Genomic DNA, 14,508 nt, shown 5'->3' on the forward strand with positions numbered 1-14,508 from the left:
ATGTCACCTTAGCGCTGGCGGTGATGATTGCGGTGACCGCAATCGCCACGGGGGCGCCCTATTTCTGGTGACACACTGACGTCGATGCTGAAGCACGCCACCATGTTCGCCGTCGCGGCGATGGTAGCGACGCCGGCTGCGGCTGCTCCGCACTGGCGTGTGGAGCAGGCTTGCGCGATGCAGCGCTATCTGCGCGCAACACCTGCATTTCCGACCAACAGCTGGGGCCGCGAAACCTCCAACGTCTCGCTCGGTGGAACACGCTCCAGCCTGAACCGCCGTGAGGACACCGCTGCGCGGGCCAAGTTCGACGCGGCCATGCGCTCCGGCCGCGCCTTCGCCGATCGCGCCGCCGAGCAGTTGGCCGCGCGCGAGAGGATCTCGCAACAGGAGGCCTTCCGGCGCATCGGCGCTGACCCGGGGCCCTGGCCGCAGGTCACCCCCGCCAAGTGCGAAGCCCTCGAGCGCCGCGCCACTCAGAGCGCGGAACGCTAGCTCGGCGTCACGCCGATCGGGTTGCGCGGATCCAGGCTCAAGCCCATCGCCTGGCGCTGCTTGAGCAACCGCAGCCACCCATGGAACGCCTCGCAGTCCAGCCCGTGCATCATCAGCCGGTGTCCGGCGGTCAGGGTCGAGAGCGGCACCATCGGATGTCCGTTCTTCACGAACGCCATGTGGTAATCGGTGCCCAAAATCTTGCCGATGTAGATGGCGATGGTCTCGTCCAGTTGCAGCGACTGGGCCGCCCGTACGAAGTCGGCCCTCGGCAGCATCAGCGCATAGAGCGGCGTATAGGCCTCGATCGCCGTCTGCACGTCGGCGAAGTTGCGCCGCCTGTTCGGCAGCGGAGCCAGGTCGAATGGCGCGTCCGAGATCATCGAGAAGTCCGGCCTCTCCACCGGGGTGAGGTCGCGCCCCTGCGCGCGCAGGCTGGCGTTGAGCTGGATGATGAAGTTGAAGATGTTGAGGTCATGCTGGAGGAAGACATTGTCCTCCAAGTCCTTCAGGGAGCGCGGGCGCAGAGGGACGGTCTCGACCTCCACTGGGCCCGCATTCGCCTTGATGAACGCTAGCAACTCCGTACCGATGTGGAAGTGCCTCAGGATCAGCGTGTTGGCGTCCGGCGTCGCAAAGTTCCGCAGGCCCCAATGGATAAGGCGGTGCAGCGCGCGGTTCAGGTTCGGATGATGCGGCGAGAGCCCCCGCAGGATCTTCACCAGGATAAAGAATGCGAACACCGCCGGTCGCGTGATTGGGAACAGCCAGCGCCGCGACCACGAGCGGTTGCCGCGCAGCAACGCCAACTTGGCGCCCGGATCGATCGGCAGCCCCTGGTCCAGGTAGAGCGCCAGCCATGGATCAGGATCGCGAGGGTCGTACTTGCCGAGGTCGAAGTCCGCCGAGGTCACGACGTCATTTCCTCTATCTGCAGAGCGTAGAGCCGCGCCGTCACCCGCGCGGTCTTGACGATCCGCTCGGCGGTCGCGGCGTCCGGCAGCACCAGCCCCAGCATCTCCTCGAATTCCTTGATGTGCTCGGCGTCATTCTCGCCGTGATAGAGCAGGAACCGCACGGCATGCTCGGGCAGCTCCAACCGCTGGCGCGCCAAACCGCCCCACTCCGCCGCCTTGATCGAGCCCAGCCCCTCGATGATCCACATGGCCCCCAGCAGGCCAAATGGATTGGGCTTGGAAGCCTCATGGAACATCCAGGCCGAGAGCGCCTCGGAGCCAATGTTCTTCTCGGCGTTCTGAATTTCGGCCAAGGCTCCGCCCGACGCCACGAAATCCGCTTCGAGCAGGCGGAAATCCCGGTGCTCGGTCACCGCGTGGCGCATGAGGATCGAGCGCAATTCCAGGTGATCCTCGTCGATGTTTGAGGCCGCGCGCGACATCCACAGCGCCCCGTCCTTCACCTGCTGGCGCAGCCCGATCAGGAAGGCGTGGTAGTCGGCCAGGGTGAAGCGGCCGCGCGTCAGCTTGCGGATCAGCGGGGCTTGTTCCAGCCGTCCCTCGAACTCGGTGAACACTACGGTGAGCTGGCGCAGCACATCGGAAACCGTGCTCACTCCACCGCCTCCAGCATCATGAAGCCCACGAACGCCCGACCGCTTTCCGGCACCACGCAAAGCACCTTCTCGCCAGGCTTCAGCCGCCCGGACTGCAGAAAGCCCTCCAGCATCACCCAGATCGACGCCGCCCCGATATTGCCGACGCTGGCCAGGTTCGAGAACCACTTCTCCTCGGGGATCATGCCCGCCGTCGCCTCCAGCAGCGAGACGATCTCCTCGCGGAGCGACCGCGCCGAATAGTGGCACAGCAGATGGTCGACCTTGTCCGGGACGATCCTGCCCTCGTCCACCTTCTGCAGATAGACCCCGACCCAGGCGCGGATCACCCGCTTGAGGAGCTCGAAGTCTTGCAGCAGCGCCACGGCGCCTGCGGCGTGCGCCGCCGCCGGGCCCTGGAACGCCCAGGTCGCGAGCGGGTCTGTGCGCCCCTCCACTGAGGCGCCCGCCCACATGCAGGGATCGAAGCGGTCGGCCAGCGAGACGAGGTCAATGAACTCCACTTTCAGCGAGAGTCCGCCCGGCCGCGGCGCTGGCTCCATCACCACCGCCCCTGCCCCGTCCGACAAGGTGAAGCGCAAGTAGTCAGCCTCGGCGCGCAGCCGCCCCTTGGCGTCGACCAAGGCGGTGCCCTCATAGAAGGCGGGCTGGAACCAGCGCGACGAAAACTCGCTCGCCCCCGCCGCCGCGGTCTGGTGCTCGCCCGCCCGCACGGACAGCCACGCGGACTTTGCCGCCATCAGCGACGCGCCGCAGACCGATTGGAAGCTGGCGATCTCCATCGGTCGGCCGCCCAGTTCGCCATGCACGTTCGCCGCATGGCCGGGCACCAGGTAGTCGCCCTGGGTCGTCGCCGCGGCGAGGAAACCGAGGTCCTGGACGCTCAGCCCGGCCGCGTCGAGCGCCGACCGTACGGCAAGGGCGCACATGCCGGCGTTGGAGTGGCTTGCCCTGCCTTGAGCGTCGAGCGCGTAGTGCCGTGTCTCGACGCCATTCCACCGGAGGGCTCGACGGCCGAGCAGGCTGTCCCGGCCGCAAATCCGGCCCAGATGGTCCTCCATCTGCTCGGACGGCACCGGCGCGCCGGGCAGGAAGGCGCCCGTCCCGGTGATGTAGACGTCTCGCAAATCGCTCATGGATGCACGATGGCTACTGTAGCGTGCGGCGTCGAGCGTCTCGCATAGAAGTGCGCGGGCGAGACATGGAGGCTCCCTTGATCTTAGCCCTGCTCCTGACGATCGCCGCGGTCATCGGCGTGGTGTTCGCCTCCCGCGCCTGGAAACAGGGCCAGGAGGCTGTGCGGCAGCGGATCGCTGCGCCTCCGGGCATCGAGGAGGCCGGCTTCGTCGAGATCAACGGCGTGCGACAGTGGGTGTCGATCCGCGGCGAGGACCGCGCCAATCCGGCTCTGCTGCTCCTCCACGGCGGCCCGGGAAGCGGCTTCCTGCACATCGCCTATCGCGCCCTGCGCGGCTGGGAGCGGCGCTACACCGTCGTCCAGTGGGACCAACCCGGCGCCGGCCGCACCTTCGGCCTGCACGGCGCCAAAGGCGCGGGCGACCTCTCGCTGGAGCGCTTCGTCCGTGACGGCGTCACCGTGGCCGAGCATGTCCGCCGGCGGCTGGAGCAGGACCAACTCCTGCTGGTCGGCGTGTCCTGGGGCTCGATCCTCGGACTGGCCATGGCCCGCACAAGGCCCGACCTGTTCAGCGCCTTCGTCGGCGCCGGCCAGGTGGTGGACATGCGCCGCAACGAGGAGGTCGGCTACGCCAGCCTGCTGGAGAAGGTCCGCCGCATCGGCGACGCCAGGGCCGAGGCGCGGCTGCTGGCGATAGGCCCGCCGCCCTACCCCGACCGCAAGTCCCTGCTGGCCGAACGCAAGGTGCTCATGGCGCACGGCCCGGCCAGCGAAGCCGGTTTCATCGGCAACGTGCTCGCACGCCTGTTGCTGGCCCCCGGCTATCGGCTGAAGGACGTCTACGACTGGTACGCCGCGGCGATGTTCAGCACCGGCAAGATGCTGCCGGAGCTCATGAACTACAGCGACGATGTCCCCGCCCCGAGCGTCCCGGTCCCGGTGTTGATCCTGCAGGGCGACGAAGACATCCAGACCCCGACGTTGATCGCCCGCGAGTATTTCGATCGCTTGCAGGCCCCCGCCAAGCGGTTTGTCCTCATTCCCGGCGGCGGCCATAACGCCGTCCTGGCCATGCCCGACAGGTTCCTGGAAGCCCTGGAGGCAAACCTGCCGTTGCTGCCGGCCGAACCTCCCGCCACTCTGCTGACAGCTTCTGACACTCCCGCGCGCTAGCGTCGGGGCATGATCGATCCTACTTTGGCGTCCATGCCCCGTTCCGCCGATCCCGGTCCTGGCGTCGCCGACATGTCGGCGAGCTTCGACTACGACGAATCCGCCATGCCGATGCTGTGGAAGCCGCACCGGCCTGCGCGCCCTCAGAAGTCCGAAGGCGGCAAGAAGTTCAAGCTGGTCAGCGACTTCCAGCCGGCCGGCGACCAACCGACCGCCATCGCCGATCTGGTTTCGGGCCTGGAAGGGCGCGAGCAGGACCAGGTGCTGCTGGGCGTCACCGGCTCGGGCAAGACCTTCACCATGGCCAAGGTGATCGAGGAGACCCAACGCCCCGCGCTGATCCTCGCCCCCAACAAGACCCTGGCCGCCCAGCTCTATTCCGAGTTCAAGGCCTTCTTCCCCGAAAACGCGGTCGAGTTCTTCGTCTCGTACTACGACTACTACCAGCCCGAGGCCTACGTGCCGCGGACCGACACCTACATCGAGAAGGACTCGTCGATTAACGAGCAGATCGACCGGATGCGCCACTCGGCCACCCGCGCGATCCTCGAACGCGACGACGTCATCGTCGTGGCCTCGGTGAGCTGCATCTACGGCATCGGCTCGGTCGAGACCTATACGGCCATGACCTTCACCATCGAGCCGGGCCAGCGCCTGGACGAGAAGCAGCTGATGGCCGACCTGGTGGCGCTCCAATACAAGCGCAACGACGCCGCCTTCGAGCGTGGCTCGTTCCGACGCCGCGGCGACACCATCGAGGTGTTCCCCGCCCACTATGAAGACCGCGCCTGGCGCATCTCCCTCTTCGGCGACGAGGTCGAGGCGATCAGCGAATTCGACCCGCTGACCGGCAAGAAGACCGCCGACCTCGAAGGCATCAAGATCTACGCCAACAGCCACCACGTTACGCCGCGCCCGACCCTCAACCAGGCGGTCATCCAGATCCGCGACGAATTGAAGGAGCGCCTCGACTGGCTGGTGGCCAACGGCAAGCTGCTGGAAGCCCAGCGGCTGGAACAGCGCACCACTTTCGACCTGGAAATGATCCAGGCCACAGGCTCCTGCGCCGGCATCGAGAACTACAGCCGATTCCTGTCAGGTCGTCGCACGGGCGAGCCGCCGCCGACCTTCTTCGAGTACATTCCCGAAAACGCTCTATTGTTCATCGACGAGAGCCACCAGGCGGTGCCGCAGATCGGCGCCATGTACCGCGGCGACTACCGACGCAAGTTCACCCTGGCCGAATACGGCTTCCGCCTCCCCTCCTGCCTCGACAACCGCCCGCTGAAGTTCGAGGAGTGGGACGCCATGCGTCCGCAGACGGTCTCGGTTTCCGCCACCCCGGCCAACTGGGAGCTGGAGCGGGCCGGCGGCGTGTTCGCCGAGCAGGTCATCCGTCCGACCGGCCTGATCGACCCGCCGGTCGAGGTGCGCCCGGTCTCTAAGGACAATCACAGCCAGGTCGACGACGTCATTGCCGAGGCGCGCGACACCATCACCCGCGGCTACCGCACCCTGATCACCGTCCTCACCAAGAAGATGGCCGAGGACCTGACCGAGTACATGCACGAGCAGGGCCTGCGCGTGCGCTACATGCACTCCGACATCGACACCATGGAACGCATCGAGATCATCCGCGACCTGCGGCTCGGCGCCTTCGACGTGTTGATCGGCATCAACCTGCTGCGCGAGGGCCTCGACATCCCCGAGGTCGGACTGGTCGCCATCCTCGACGCCGACAAGGAGGGCTTCCTGCGCTCCGAGACCTCGCTGATCCAGACCATCGGGCGAGCGGCGCGGAACGTCGACGGCAAGGTCATCCTCTATGCCGATCACATCACCGGCTCGATGGAACGAGCCATGGCTGAAACCACGCGCAGGCGCGAGAAGCAGGAGGAGTACAACCTCGAGCATGGCATTACGCCCGAGAGCGTGAAGAGCCAGATCAAGGAAATCCTCGCCTCGCCCTACGAGAAGGACCGCGTTCTGGTCCCGGTCGGGGTCGCGGAGGACGCCGGCAAGCCGTTCCTGGGCGACAACTTCAAGGCCACCCTGCGCGACCTCGAGGCCAAGATGCGGCAAGCCGCCGCCGACCTGGAGTTCGAGACCGCCGCTCGCCTGCGCGACGAGATCAAGCGCCTGAAGCTGCTGGACCTGGAGTTCGCTAACGACGCCCTCACCGGCGAGGGCGAAACCGCCGACCGCGAGGTCGTGAAGAGGGTCAGGGCCGAGGCGCGGGCCGAGAGCCAGGAGCGATTCAGGAAGGGCAAGCGCTAGCCGCTCCTGAGAGCCGCCGCAGGGTTCCACCTGACGTGCAACTCTTTGACGGCAATGGCGAAACAACCTGAGCTGGCGCCGGACGTCCGGCGCCGTGTCACCCAAACTCCACAGTCCCTTGAGGCAACATCGTTAAGCGCTGCAGTTCCGGAACCATGGCCCCGCTTCGCGCGTAGAGTTGGCGATTGGGGAGCGCCGGCGCGGTCCGCTGGGGGCCGTGAGCGTGACGCTCCTCCGGGATGACCCCATGACGCCTCCGCTCTCTGTGGTGGCCGACAACTCGGCCGCTAAGTCAAAACCGTCGAATGAGCTGTCTGAACGCATCCGCCGACTTCAGGCGGAAGCCAAGTCCCTGGCCCGCGAGCACATCCACGCGCTCGAACTGGCCCTAATCGAGGTCGAACGCCTTTCGGCCGAGATCTCCGACGGCGGCGACGCCTATCCGGCCGGGGTCCGCGACCTCGCCCGCCGTATGGCCGAGGATTGCGAGATGAAGGTGCAGACGCTCGAGGCCATCGCCTCGCGAGTCTGACCGGCATCCTTCGCGTTGGCGCCAGTCCTGCAGCGCACGGAGCAATCTGTGCAGCTTTGGGAGCATCACATGAAGGTGCGTGCGTCAGCGGCCCTAAGCGTAGTGGCCGACAATCATTCTCCGGCGACGCCTGGCGTCGCGGACCGGATCAAGCGCTTGCAGGCGCAGGCAAAGAATCTGGCCCGGGAACATGTAAAGTCGTTGGAAGCGGCGCTGCTCGATGTCGAGCGGCTGTCAGCCGAAATCGCCGACGGCGGCGAGGCCTATCCGGTCGGGGTGCGAGAAATCGCCCGGCGGCTCGCGAGCGAGTGCGAGACCAGCGGCAACACCATCAAGGCCCTGGCCGGTCGCGCCTAGACCAGCAGGTCGCGGAACTCATGGCTACGCCGCAGCCAGGCGGCGGCATAGCCGCAGATCGGGGTGATCTTCAGCCCCCTCGCCCGCACGTCGGCGGCCAAGGCGGCCATCAACCGGCCTGCGGCCCCGGTTCCGCGCAGCGGCGGCGGGCTCTCGACGTGGTCGATATAGAGGCGCTCGCCTGAGAGCCGATAATCGGCCCATGAGGTCATGCCCTGCTCGACCATTTCGAACCGCTGATCAACTTTGTTATCACGCAGTGCATTGCTCATGGCCGTATCTTAACCTCTCCATTCGAGAATCGATCCCCACAATTCAACCACGCCGTGTCGGGAAAGGGCGAAGTGCACGTAGTTCGGAACGTATTGGTCGCCACATTGGCGTTCGTCGGCCTGGCGGCTTGCCAGCCCAAGACCGTGGTCGATTCCGACGGCGTCACCCGCGCCAACCTCAAGCGTCCGCCGCCGCGTCAGCCCGGCATCTGGGAGACCCAGGTCACCCTCGGCGACGTTGTCCAGACCACCCTCATCTGCATCGACGACAAGGTCGACAAGAAGGTCGATTGGATGGGCGCTCAGGGCACGCGCGATAACTGCAGCGAAAACAAGGTCGTGCGCCAGGACAACGGCTCGTGGAAGTTCTCCTCGACCTGCGACATGGGCGCCCGCGGCCAGGTGGTCACGACCGGCGTCGCCAGTGGCGACTTCGCCCTGCGCTACGAAGCCGAGGGCCTGCAAGTCACCACCGGCGCCGAACTGCCGATTATGAACGGCAGCCGTGTGGTGAAGGTCGCCTCGCGCTGGACCGGCATCTGCCCCAAGGACTGGCATCCGGGCGACATGTCTGTTCCCGGCGGCATCCAGTACAACGCCGCGGCGATCGGCGGCGACGGCCTCCCCGCCAAGGCCGCACCGCTCGCGGCCGAAGTGAAGCCGGCGACTGAAGCGGACACCACCCTTCGGCCCTAGCCGCTCCCGGCCATCAACGGGATGACCGGTGTTTGTTCCTGCTAGAGGCTAGACCAGTTCCACCGCCATCGCCGTGGCTTCGCCGCCGCCAATGCACAGGCTGGCGACGCCGCGCTTGCCCCCGCGAGCTTCCAGCGCCGAGATCAGGGTCGCCAGGATGCGTGCGCCGCTGGCGCCGATCGGATGACCGAGCGCGCACGCCCCGCCGTTGACGTTCAGCCTGGCGCGATCGATGCCCAGTTCGCGCTCGGCGATCATCGCCACCACCGCGAAGGCTTCGTTGACCTCGAACAGGTCGACCTCGTCGACGCTCCAGCCGGCCTTCTTAAGCAGCTTCTGCATGGCGGGGACCGGGGCGGTCGCGAATTGGGCCGGCTCATGGGCGTGGGCCGCATGGGCCACCACCCGCGCCACCACCTTCAACCCAAGCTTCTCGGCCACCGAGGCGCGGGTCATGACCAGGGCCGCGGCCCCGTCGGAAATCGAAGAAGCGTTGGCCGCCGTGATCGCCCCGTCCTTGCCGAAGGCCGGCTTCAGGGTCGGGATCTTGGCCGGATCGGCCTTCAGCGGCTGCTCGTCCTGGCTGACCGTCTCAGTCCCCTTGCGGCTGGTCACCTGCACCGGGACGATTTCGCGGGCGAACCCGCCGCTCTCGGTCGCCGCCTTGGCGCGAGCCAGGGAGGAAATCGCGAACTCGTCCATCGCCTCGCGCGTGAACTGATAGGCGCGAGCCGTCTCGTCGGCGAACGAGCCCATCAGCCGGCCCGGCTCATAGGCGTCTTCCAGCCCGTCCAGGTACATGTGGTCGAAAGCGGTGTCGTGGCCGATCCGGGCGCCGCCGCGGTGTTTGCTCAGCAGGTACGGCGCGCCGGTCATGCTCTCCATGCCGCCGGCGACGATGATGTCGGCGCTGCCGGCCGCCAGCGCGTCGTGCGCCATGATCGCGGCCTGCATGCCCGAGCCGCACATCTTGTTGACGGTGGTCGCCTCGACCGACTTGGGCAGACCCGCTCCCAGCGCCGCCTGGCGAGCCGGGGCCTGGCCGAGCCCGGCCGGCAGCACGCAGCCCATGAAGATCTGCTCGACCGCCTCGGGCGAGACTCCCGCGCGCTCGACGGCGGCGCGAACTGCGGCCGCCCCGAGTTCGGTGGCCTTTACGGCGCTGAGCGAGCCCTGGAAGCCCCCCATCGGGGTGCGAGCGTAGGAGGCGATGACGACGGGATCATGGGTCATACCGAGGATATAATTGCTCCCCGCGCCGGTGGGGAGGGCAAACTTGTGCTCGCCCTGCGCTATTCGGCGCGCTCGGCGCCGGCGATGAAGCCGCCGCCCAGCACCCGATCAGGCTGTTCCGGCGCGTAGAGCACGCAGGCCTGCCCCGGCGCCACACCCTCTTCCGGAGTGTCGAGCACGACCGCGACCAGGCCGTTTTGCACGGCCAGCTTTCCCGGCACAGGCTCGCGGGTAGAGCGCACGCGGGCCAACACCGGGCGCCCGGCGGCGGCGGCCATCTCGTCGCCCTCGCCCAGCCAGTTGGTTTCTTTCAAGGTCAGGGCGCGGGTCAGCAGCGCCTCGCGCGGCCCGACGATGACCTGGCGCTTGTCGGCGTCGATCTTCACCACGAACAGCGGATCGCCGACCGCGATGTTGAGGCCGCGGCGCTGGCCGATCGTGTAGCGGGTCACGCCCTCGTGGCGACCCAGTATCCGGCCGTCCATGTGCACCACGTCGCCCGCCTCAGCCCCATGCGGGCGCAGCCGGTCGATGATGGTCGTGTAGCGGCCTTCCGGCACGAAGCAGATGTCCTGACTGTCGGGCTTGTCGGCCGCCGCCAGGCCGAGCTCGGCGGCCACGCGCCGCACTTCCGGCTTGGGCAGGCCACCCAGCGGGAAGCGCAGGAAGTCGAGCTGGTCGCGGGTGGTCGCGAACAGGAAGTAGCTCTGGTCGCGGGCCGGGTCATGGGCCCGCAGCAGCTGCGGGCCGCCCGGCGCCTCGGCGCGCTGGACATAGTGTCCGGTCGCCATCGCCTCGGCGCCAAGATCGCGCGCCACGTCCAGCAGGTCGCGGAACTTGACGGTCTGGTTGCACCGAATGCAGGGCACCGGCGTCTCGCCGCGCAGATAGGCGTCCGCGAAGTCCTCGATGACCTGCTGTTTGAAGCGGCTTTCGTAGTCCAGCACGTAGTGCGGGATGCCGATCATGTCGGCCGCCGTGCGCGCGTCGTGGATGTCCTGGCCCGCGCAGCAGGCGCCCTTCTTCTGGATCGCCGCCCCGTGATCGTAGAGCTGCAGAGTGACGCCCACCACATCGTAGCCGGCGCGCGCCAGCAGGGCGGCAGTGACGGTGGAGTCGACCCCGCCGGACATTGCCGCAATCACCCGCGTCCCGGGCTTCAGGCCTACGGCGGCACGCGCGGCTTCCACGGCCGCATCTGCGAAAAGCGCGTTCATGGGCCGCTATGTAGCGGCTAAGGGCCGACTTTGCGAGGCCACGGCGTGGCAGCCCCTAGTGGAAGCCGGCTTCGGCGACCGCCACGCTGGTCATTCCGGCCGCTATTTCAGGGCGTTCAACAGTGAAGAGTCCCGCAGGGTGATGAATACCTGGGTCGAGGCGTTCAGCGCGATCGTGGCCTTTTCCAGCTCCACCGACGCGACCGGCATGTCGGCGTCGACGATGTCGCCGATCATACCCTTCAGGCTGTTTTGACGGGTGACTAGGTCTTCCCTCACCCCGTCGACCCGCGCCTGGATCATGCCGTTGCGGGCGGTGATGTCGATCAGGTCGCTGCCGACGGTGTCCCACACCGAGAGCTGGCTTTCGAGGAACGTCCGCTGCGCGTCGGTGAGGTTGCCGCCGAACGGGCCGCTGCCGCCTTCTTCAAAGGCCTGCATGGTCTTGTAGGCGGCCATCAAGGCCGTGCCCATCTTGTCGGCCAGCAGACCGGCCTTCACCGTGGTCGCGTCGTCGACCTTGTGCTCGGTGATGAAGTCGTCGTTGTGGAAGAAGTCGGAGATCAGCGGCGTCAGGGGATCGGTCAGATCCGACAGCGCCTGCGCGCTGACCGGCTGGGTGTCGATCTTGCCGCCCCCGAACAGGTACTTGCCGCCGTAGCGCGAGTTCATCGCCGCGATGGAGTTGCGGAACTGGGCCTCGATCTCCTGCATCAGCGTGTCGGTGCGCCCGGTCGCGATCGCCTCCTCGATGGCCTGCTTGGTCGAGGCCGCGGCGTCACCCAGCTGGGTCAGCGAGAAGTCCTGGGTGGTCAGCTTGTCGGCGATCATCTTGTTCTGATCGAGATAGCCGCCCAGGCGCGCCTCGACGGAACGCATCGCGGTCAGCATTTCGGCGCTGCGCGAATACTCCTTGAGGTTCGACCCGTTCTTCTGGGTCGCGACGCGGTCGCCCGCCTCCATCTGCTTCTGCTGGGCGAGCATGATGTTCGAGAGGACGAGGTTGTAGTTGCCGTTCGTGGTGACGCGATACATTGCCCGGCCTCCGCTAGATCATGTTCGTCAGGACGTCGAACAGCTCCTTGGCCGCCTGGATCATGCGGGCAGAAGCGTTGAAGGCCTGTTGATAAGTGGTGAGATTGACGAGTTCCTCGTCGACGTTCACGCCCTCGACCGACTGACGGCGCCCCATGGCCTCGTTGGCCACGGCCTCGGACGAGGTCATGCGGGTGCTGGCCGCTTGGGCTTGCCGACCGATCGAGCCGCCGAACTCCGCCGCGTAGCGGGTGAGCGTCATCGACACCTTGCCGAGCGCGCCGGCCGCCGCGAAGTCGGTGGTGACGTCGCCGGCGGCCGCCAGGATCCGGGCGCCGCGCCCGTCGCCCGCGGTCACCGCCGGCTTGCCGGCCGCCACCGTGAGATCGAGGGTCGCCAGGCCGAGCTTCATCGGGTCTTGCGAGATCGTGGCGTCCACATGCAGTCGGCCGGCGCGGGCGTTACGCTCGATGACCCCCAGGCCGAACAGCTGGCTCATCGAAGGGCCGCCGGCCCCGCGCGAGGTCTGGTCCTGCGTGACCGATAAGGTCGCGTTCGTCGGCGGCGTTCCGGCGAAGGTCAGTCCGCCCTTGGCGTCGAGCGAGAACTGCCCGTTCAGGCCGACGCCGGTAGCCGGGTCGTTGAGGGCGGTCAGCAGGTCGGCCATGGTCGCGCCGGCCGGCACCGCGATCGACACGTCGCGGATCGGCTTTCCGTCGGCCTGGGCCAGTCGGAAGCTGATCGTGTCGCCGGCGGTGAAGCCATGCGGATCGGTGGTCTTCAGCCCCGTCTCGTAGCTGATCATGCCGTCCGAGCGGACCAGGTCGTTCAGACCGAAGAAGTGTGAGAAGGCGCGGCCCGACTTCATCGACGTGCCTTCGTCGATGGCGATGCGGTTGTCGCCAGTCCCGGTCAGGCTCAGCGCGCCGTTGCTGAAGCTGGCGGTGGCCGTGCCGCCGAGCGCTGTGTTGAGGCCGGTCAGGAAGTTGGCGGAGGTGAAGGCGCCGCCCGGCGTCATCGTCATCGCGTCGAAGTCGACGTCGACCTTGTGCTGGACGATCCCGTTCTTATCGAGCACCGCGATGGTGGTCTTGCCCGTGAAGCCGCCGACCGCGGTCGGCAGGTCAAGGCCGGTGTCGCGGCCGTTCAGAACCTTCGGCGGCGGCGCGGAGGTGGCCTTGTTGTGGGCGGCGTTGATCTGCTCGACCCCGCGCGAGATGAACTCGCCCAGTTGGTCGGCCATGCCCGGCAGCGAGGTGTCGCGCAGGTCCATCAGGCCGCGGATCTCGCCGCCCAGGATCTGAATCGGCTGGGCGAAGCCGCCCGGGGTCTCCGGTTCGACCGCGATGTAGCCCTTGGTCGGATCGGTGCGGTTATAGGTCAGGGTGGCGGCCTTGCCGTCGCCCGCCAGCAGCAGGCCCTCGGCGGAGCGGACGGTAACCCCGCCATTGGTCCGGAGCGTCACCTGCACGTTCATCAGCGTCGACAGCTCATCGAGCAGCTGGCTCTGGATGTTCTCCGAGCCGGACGCGTCCCCGTTGGTGAGCTTGGCCCGGCTGATGTCGGCGTTCAGGCGGTTGATCTGACCCAGGAGGTCGTTGGTCCGATCGATGTCGGCCGAAATTCGCGCATCAACGGTTTCGCCGAGTTCAGCGAACTGCGCATTGATCCGCGAGGTCTCGGCCAGGAAGTCCTCGACATTCGAGATCGCCTGGCTGCGCAGCAGGCTGGACGAGGGATCGTCGGCCGCGGCCCCGAAGGCGGTGAAGATGTCGTCCAGCCGCGAGAAGTAGAAGCTTTCGCTCGATGGATCGCCGAACAGCGCCTGGGCGTTGTCCAGATACTGCGAGACCGCGCCCCAGCGGCTGGAGTCGGACTGGGCCGTCAGGGTCGCGAGCTGCAGGTACTGGTCGGTGACCCGGCGCACCCCCTGGATGTCGACGCCCATCCCCTGCCCGCCGACCACCAGCGGCGCCTGATCAACGCGCTTGCGGACGTATCCGGACGTGTTGACGTTGGCGATGTTGTCGGACGTTACGCGCAGGTTCATCTGGGCTGCGTTGAGCCCCGACGCCGCGGTCTTCAGCGTGGCCGTCAGTGACACGGTTTACCCTCCGCCCGGCAAAGCCTGACGCGCGACCCGGCCAAATCTGCCGGGATGATGGTGAACGTCCGCGCGGGGGCCATGCAAAAATCCAATTATTTCAACGATGTCCGTTCTGGACGCCGTCGAGGCTGGATTCGATGGCGCAAGACCGGCGCCAAGATCGCGGCGCGCGTTTCCGACCCCGGCGCCAAAGCTAGCTGGCAGGGCGGCAGGGACGACCCATCGTACAGCTTCGGCTCGGCAAAAATGGCCCCGGGAGGGGGCGCCATGCGTTGGGCCACTCGGCCATTTTCCCTTATTTTTCCTGGGTTTTTTGAGTTGGCGCGAAGGTTGCTCTGAACCCGTCGAATGTACGTGGCGCAGAAGCGCTCCCATCGAGAAAGCCCGGCGAACGCTGGGCGGA

Annotated in this window: 14 protein-coding genes; 6 read left to right on the forward strand and 8 right to left on the reverse strand. The window is 67.1% G+C overall.

Going from position 1 to position 14,508, the window contains the following annotated elements:
- The first annotated feature begins 84 nt into the window (after nucleotides 1-84).
- On the forward strand, nucleotides 85-495 hold the full coding sequence (locus tag AC1DQJ_RS15725) for a hypothetical protein (RefSeq protein ID WP_477604936.1): 411 nt from the start codon (nucleotides 85-87) through the stop codon (nucleotides 493-495).
- Here the strand turns inward: AC1DQJ_RS15725 and AC1DQJ_RS15730 are convergent.
- From AC1DQJ_RS15730 to AC1DQJ_RS15740, 3 genes are read right to left on the reverse strand one after another with little or no spacing between them, the layout of a single operon-like run.
- Entirely contained in the window at nucleotides 492-1,409 is a 918-nt protein-coding gene (locus tag AC1DQJ_RS15730; RefSeq protein ID WP_477604938.1) for a DUF6999 family protein, read from the reverse strand. The two genes, AC1DQJ_RS15725 and AC1DQJ_RS15730, sit on opposite strands and share 4 nt — an antisense overlap.
- Nucleotides 1,406-2,128: an iron-containing redox enzyme family protein gene (locus tag AC1DQJ_RS15735; protein WP_477604940.1), complete on the reverse strand. Its 723-nt coding sequence runs from the start codon at nucleotides 2,126-2,128 to the stop codon at nucleotides 1,406-1,408. Before AC1DQJ_RS15735 ends, AC1DQJ_RS15730 begins: the two co-directional genes overlap by 4 nt.
- Nucleotides 2,065-3,204, reverse strand: coding sequence for a beta-ketoacyl-ACP synthase III (locus tag AC1DQJ_RS15740; RefSeq protein WP_477604942.1), 1,140 nt, complete (start codon nucleotides 3,202-3,204; stop codon nucleotides 2,065-2,067). The genes AC1DQJ_RS15735 and AC1DQJ_RS15740 overlap by 64 nt, the downstream gene beginning before the upstream one ends.
- Nucleotides 3,205-3,281: 77 nt before the next feature.
- On the opposite strand from AC1DQJ_RS15740, the gene AC1DQJ_RS15745 reads away from it, so the two are divergent.
- The 4 genes from AC1DQJ_RS15745 (at nucleotide 3,282) to AC1DQJ_RS15760 (ending at nucleotide 7,545) form a co-directional block, all read left to right on the forward strand.
- The gene (locus AC1DQJ_RS15745) at nucleotides 3,282-4,379 is read left to right on the forward strand and encodes an alpha/beta fold hydrolase (RefSeq protein ID WP_477604944.1); all 1,098 of its coding nucleotides are present in this window, start codon (nucleotides 3,282-3,284) and stop codon (nucleotides 4,377-4,379) included.
- A 33-nt stretch (nucleotides 4,380-4,412) separates the two neighbouring features.
- Complete coding sequence (gene uvrB / locus AC1DQJ_RS15750; RefSeq protein WP_477604946.1) at nucleotides 4,413-6,656, forward strand: excinuclease ABC subunit UvrB; 2,244 nt, start codon at nucleotides 4,413-4,415, stop codon at nucleotides 6,654-6,656.
- A gap of 247 nt (nucleotides 6,657-6,903) precedes the next feature.
- Nucleotides 6,904-7,188 carry a hypothetical protein gene (locus AC1DQJ_RS15755; protein ID WP_477604948.1) on the forward strand — a complete coding sequence of 95 codons (285 nt, stop codon included), beginning with the start codon at nucleotides 6,904-6,906 and terminating at the stop codon, nucleotides 7,186-7,188.
- Nucleotides 7,189-7,257: 69 nt separating this feature from the next.
- Nucleotides 7,258-7,545, forward strand: a complete 288-nt coding sequence (locus AC1DQJ_RS15760; RefSeq protein WP_477604949.1) for a hypothetical protein — start codon at nucleotides 7,258-7,260, stop codon at nucleotides 7,543-7,545.
- On the opposite strand, the gene AC1DQJ_RS15765 is transcribed toward AC1DQJ_RS15760, so the two are convergent.
- Nucleotides 7,542-7,817 (reverse strand): GNAT family N-acetyltransferase, encoded by a 276-nt coding sequence (locus AC1DQJ_RS15765; RefSeq protein ID WP_477604951.1) that lies wholly within the window; start codon nucleotides 7,815-7,817, stop codon nucleotides 7,542-7,544. The two genes, AC1DQJ_RS15760 and AC1DQJ_RS15765, sit on opposite strands and share 4 nt — an antisense overlap.
- Nucleotides 7,818-7,889: 72 nt before the next feature.
- Here AC1DQJ_RS15765 and AC1DQJ_RS15770 point away from each other — a divergent pair, with 72 nt between their 5' ends.
- Nucleotides 7,890-8,513, forward strand: coding sequence for a DUF3617 domain-containing protein (locus AC1DQJ_RS15770; RefSeq protein ID WP_477604953.1), 624 nt, complete (start codon nucleotides 7,890-7,892; stop codon nucleotides 8,511-8,513).
- A 48-nt stretch (nucleotides 8,514-8,561) separates the two neighbouring features.
- On the opposite strand, the gene AC1DQJ_RS15775 is transcribed toward AC1DQJ_RS15770, so the two are convergent.
- From AC1DQJ_RS15775 to flgK, 4 genes are all read right to left on the reverse strand, one after another.
- On the reverse strand, nucleotides 8,562-9,746 hold the full coding sequence (locus AC1DQJ_RS15775) for an acetyl-CoA C-acyltransferase (protein WP_477604955.1): 1,185 nt from the start codon (nucleotides 9,744-9,746) through the stop codon (nucleotides 8,562-8,564).
- Nucleotides 9,747-9,805: 59 nt separating this feature from the next.
- Nucleotides 9,806-10,963: a tRNA 2-thiouridine(34) synthase MnmA gene (mnmA, locus tag AC1DQJ_RS15780; protein ID WP_477604957.1), complete on the reverse strand. Its 1,158-nt coding sequence runs from the start codon at nucleotides 10,961-10,963 to the stop codon at nucleotides 9,806-9,808.
- A 102-nt stretch (nucleotides 10,964-11,065) separates the two neighbouring features.
- Nucleotides 11,066-11,998 carry a flagellin gene (locus tag AC1DQJ_RS15785; RefSeq protein ID WP_477604959.1) on the reverse strand — a complete coding sequence of 311 codons (933 nt, stop codon included), beginning with the start codon at nucleotides 11,996-11,998 and terminating at the stop codon, nucleotides 11,066-11,068.
- A gap of 13 nt (nucleotides 11,999-12,011) precedes the next feature.
- Nucleotides 12,012-14,102: a flagellar hook-associated protein FlgK gene (gene flgK / locus AC1DQJ_RS15790; RefSeq protein ID WP_477604961.1), complete on the reverse strand. Its 2,091-nt coding sequence runs from the start codon at nucleotides 14,100-14,102 to the stop codon at nucleotides 12,012-12,014.
- Nucleotides 14,103-14,508: the final 406 nt, after the last annotated feature.

Source organism: Phenylobacterium sp. P4_E10, assembly GCF_056401675.1.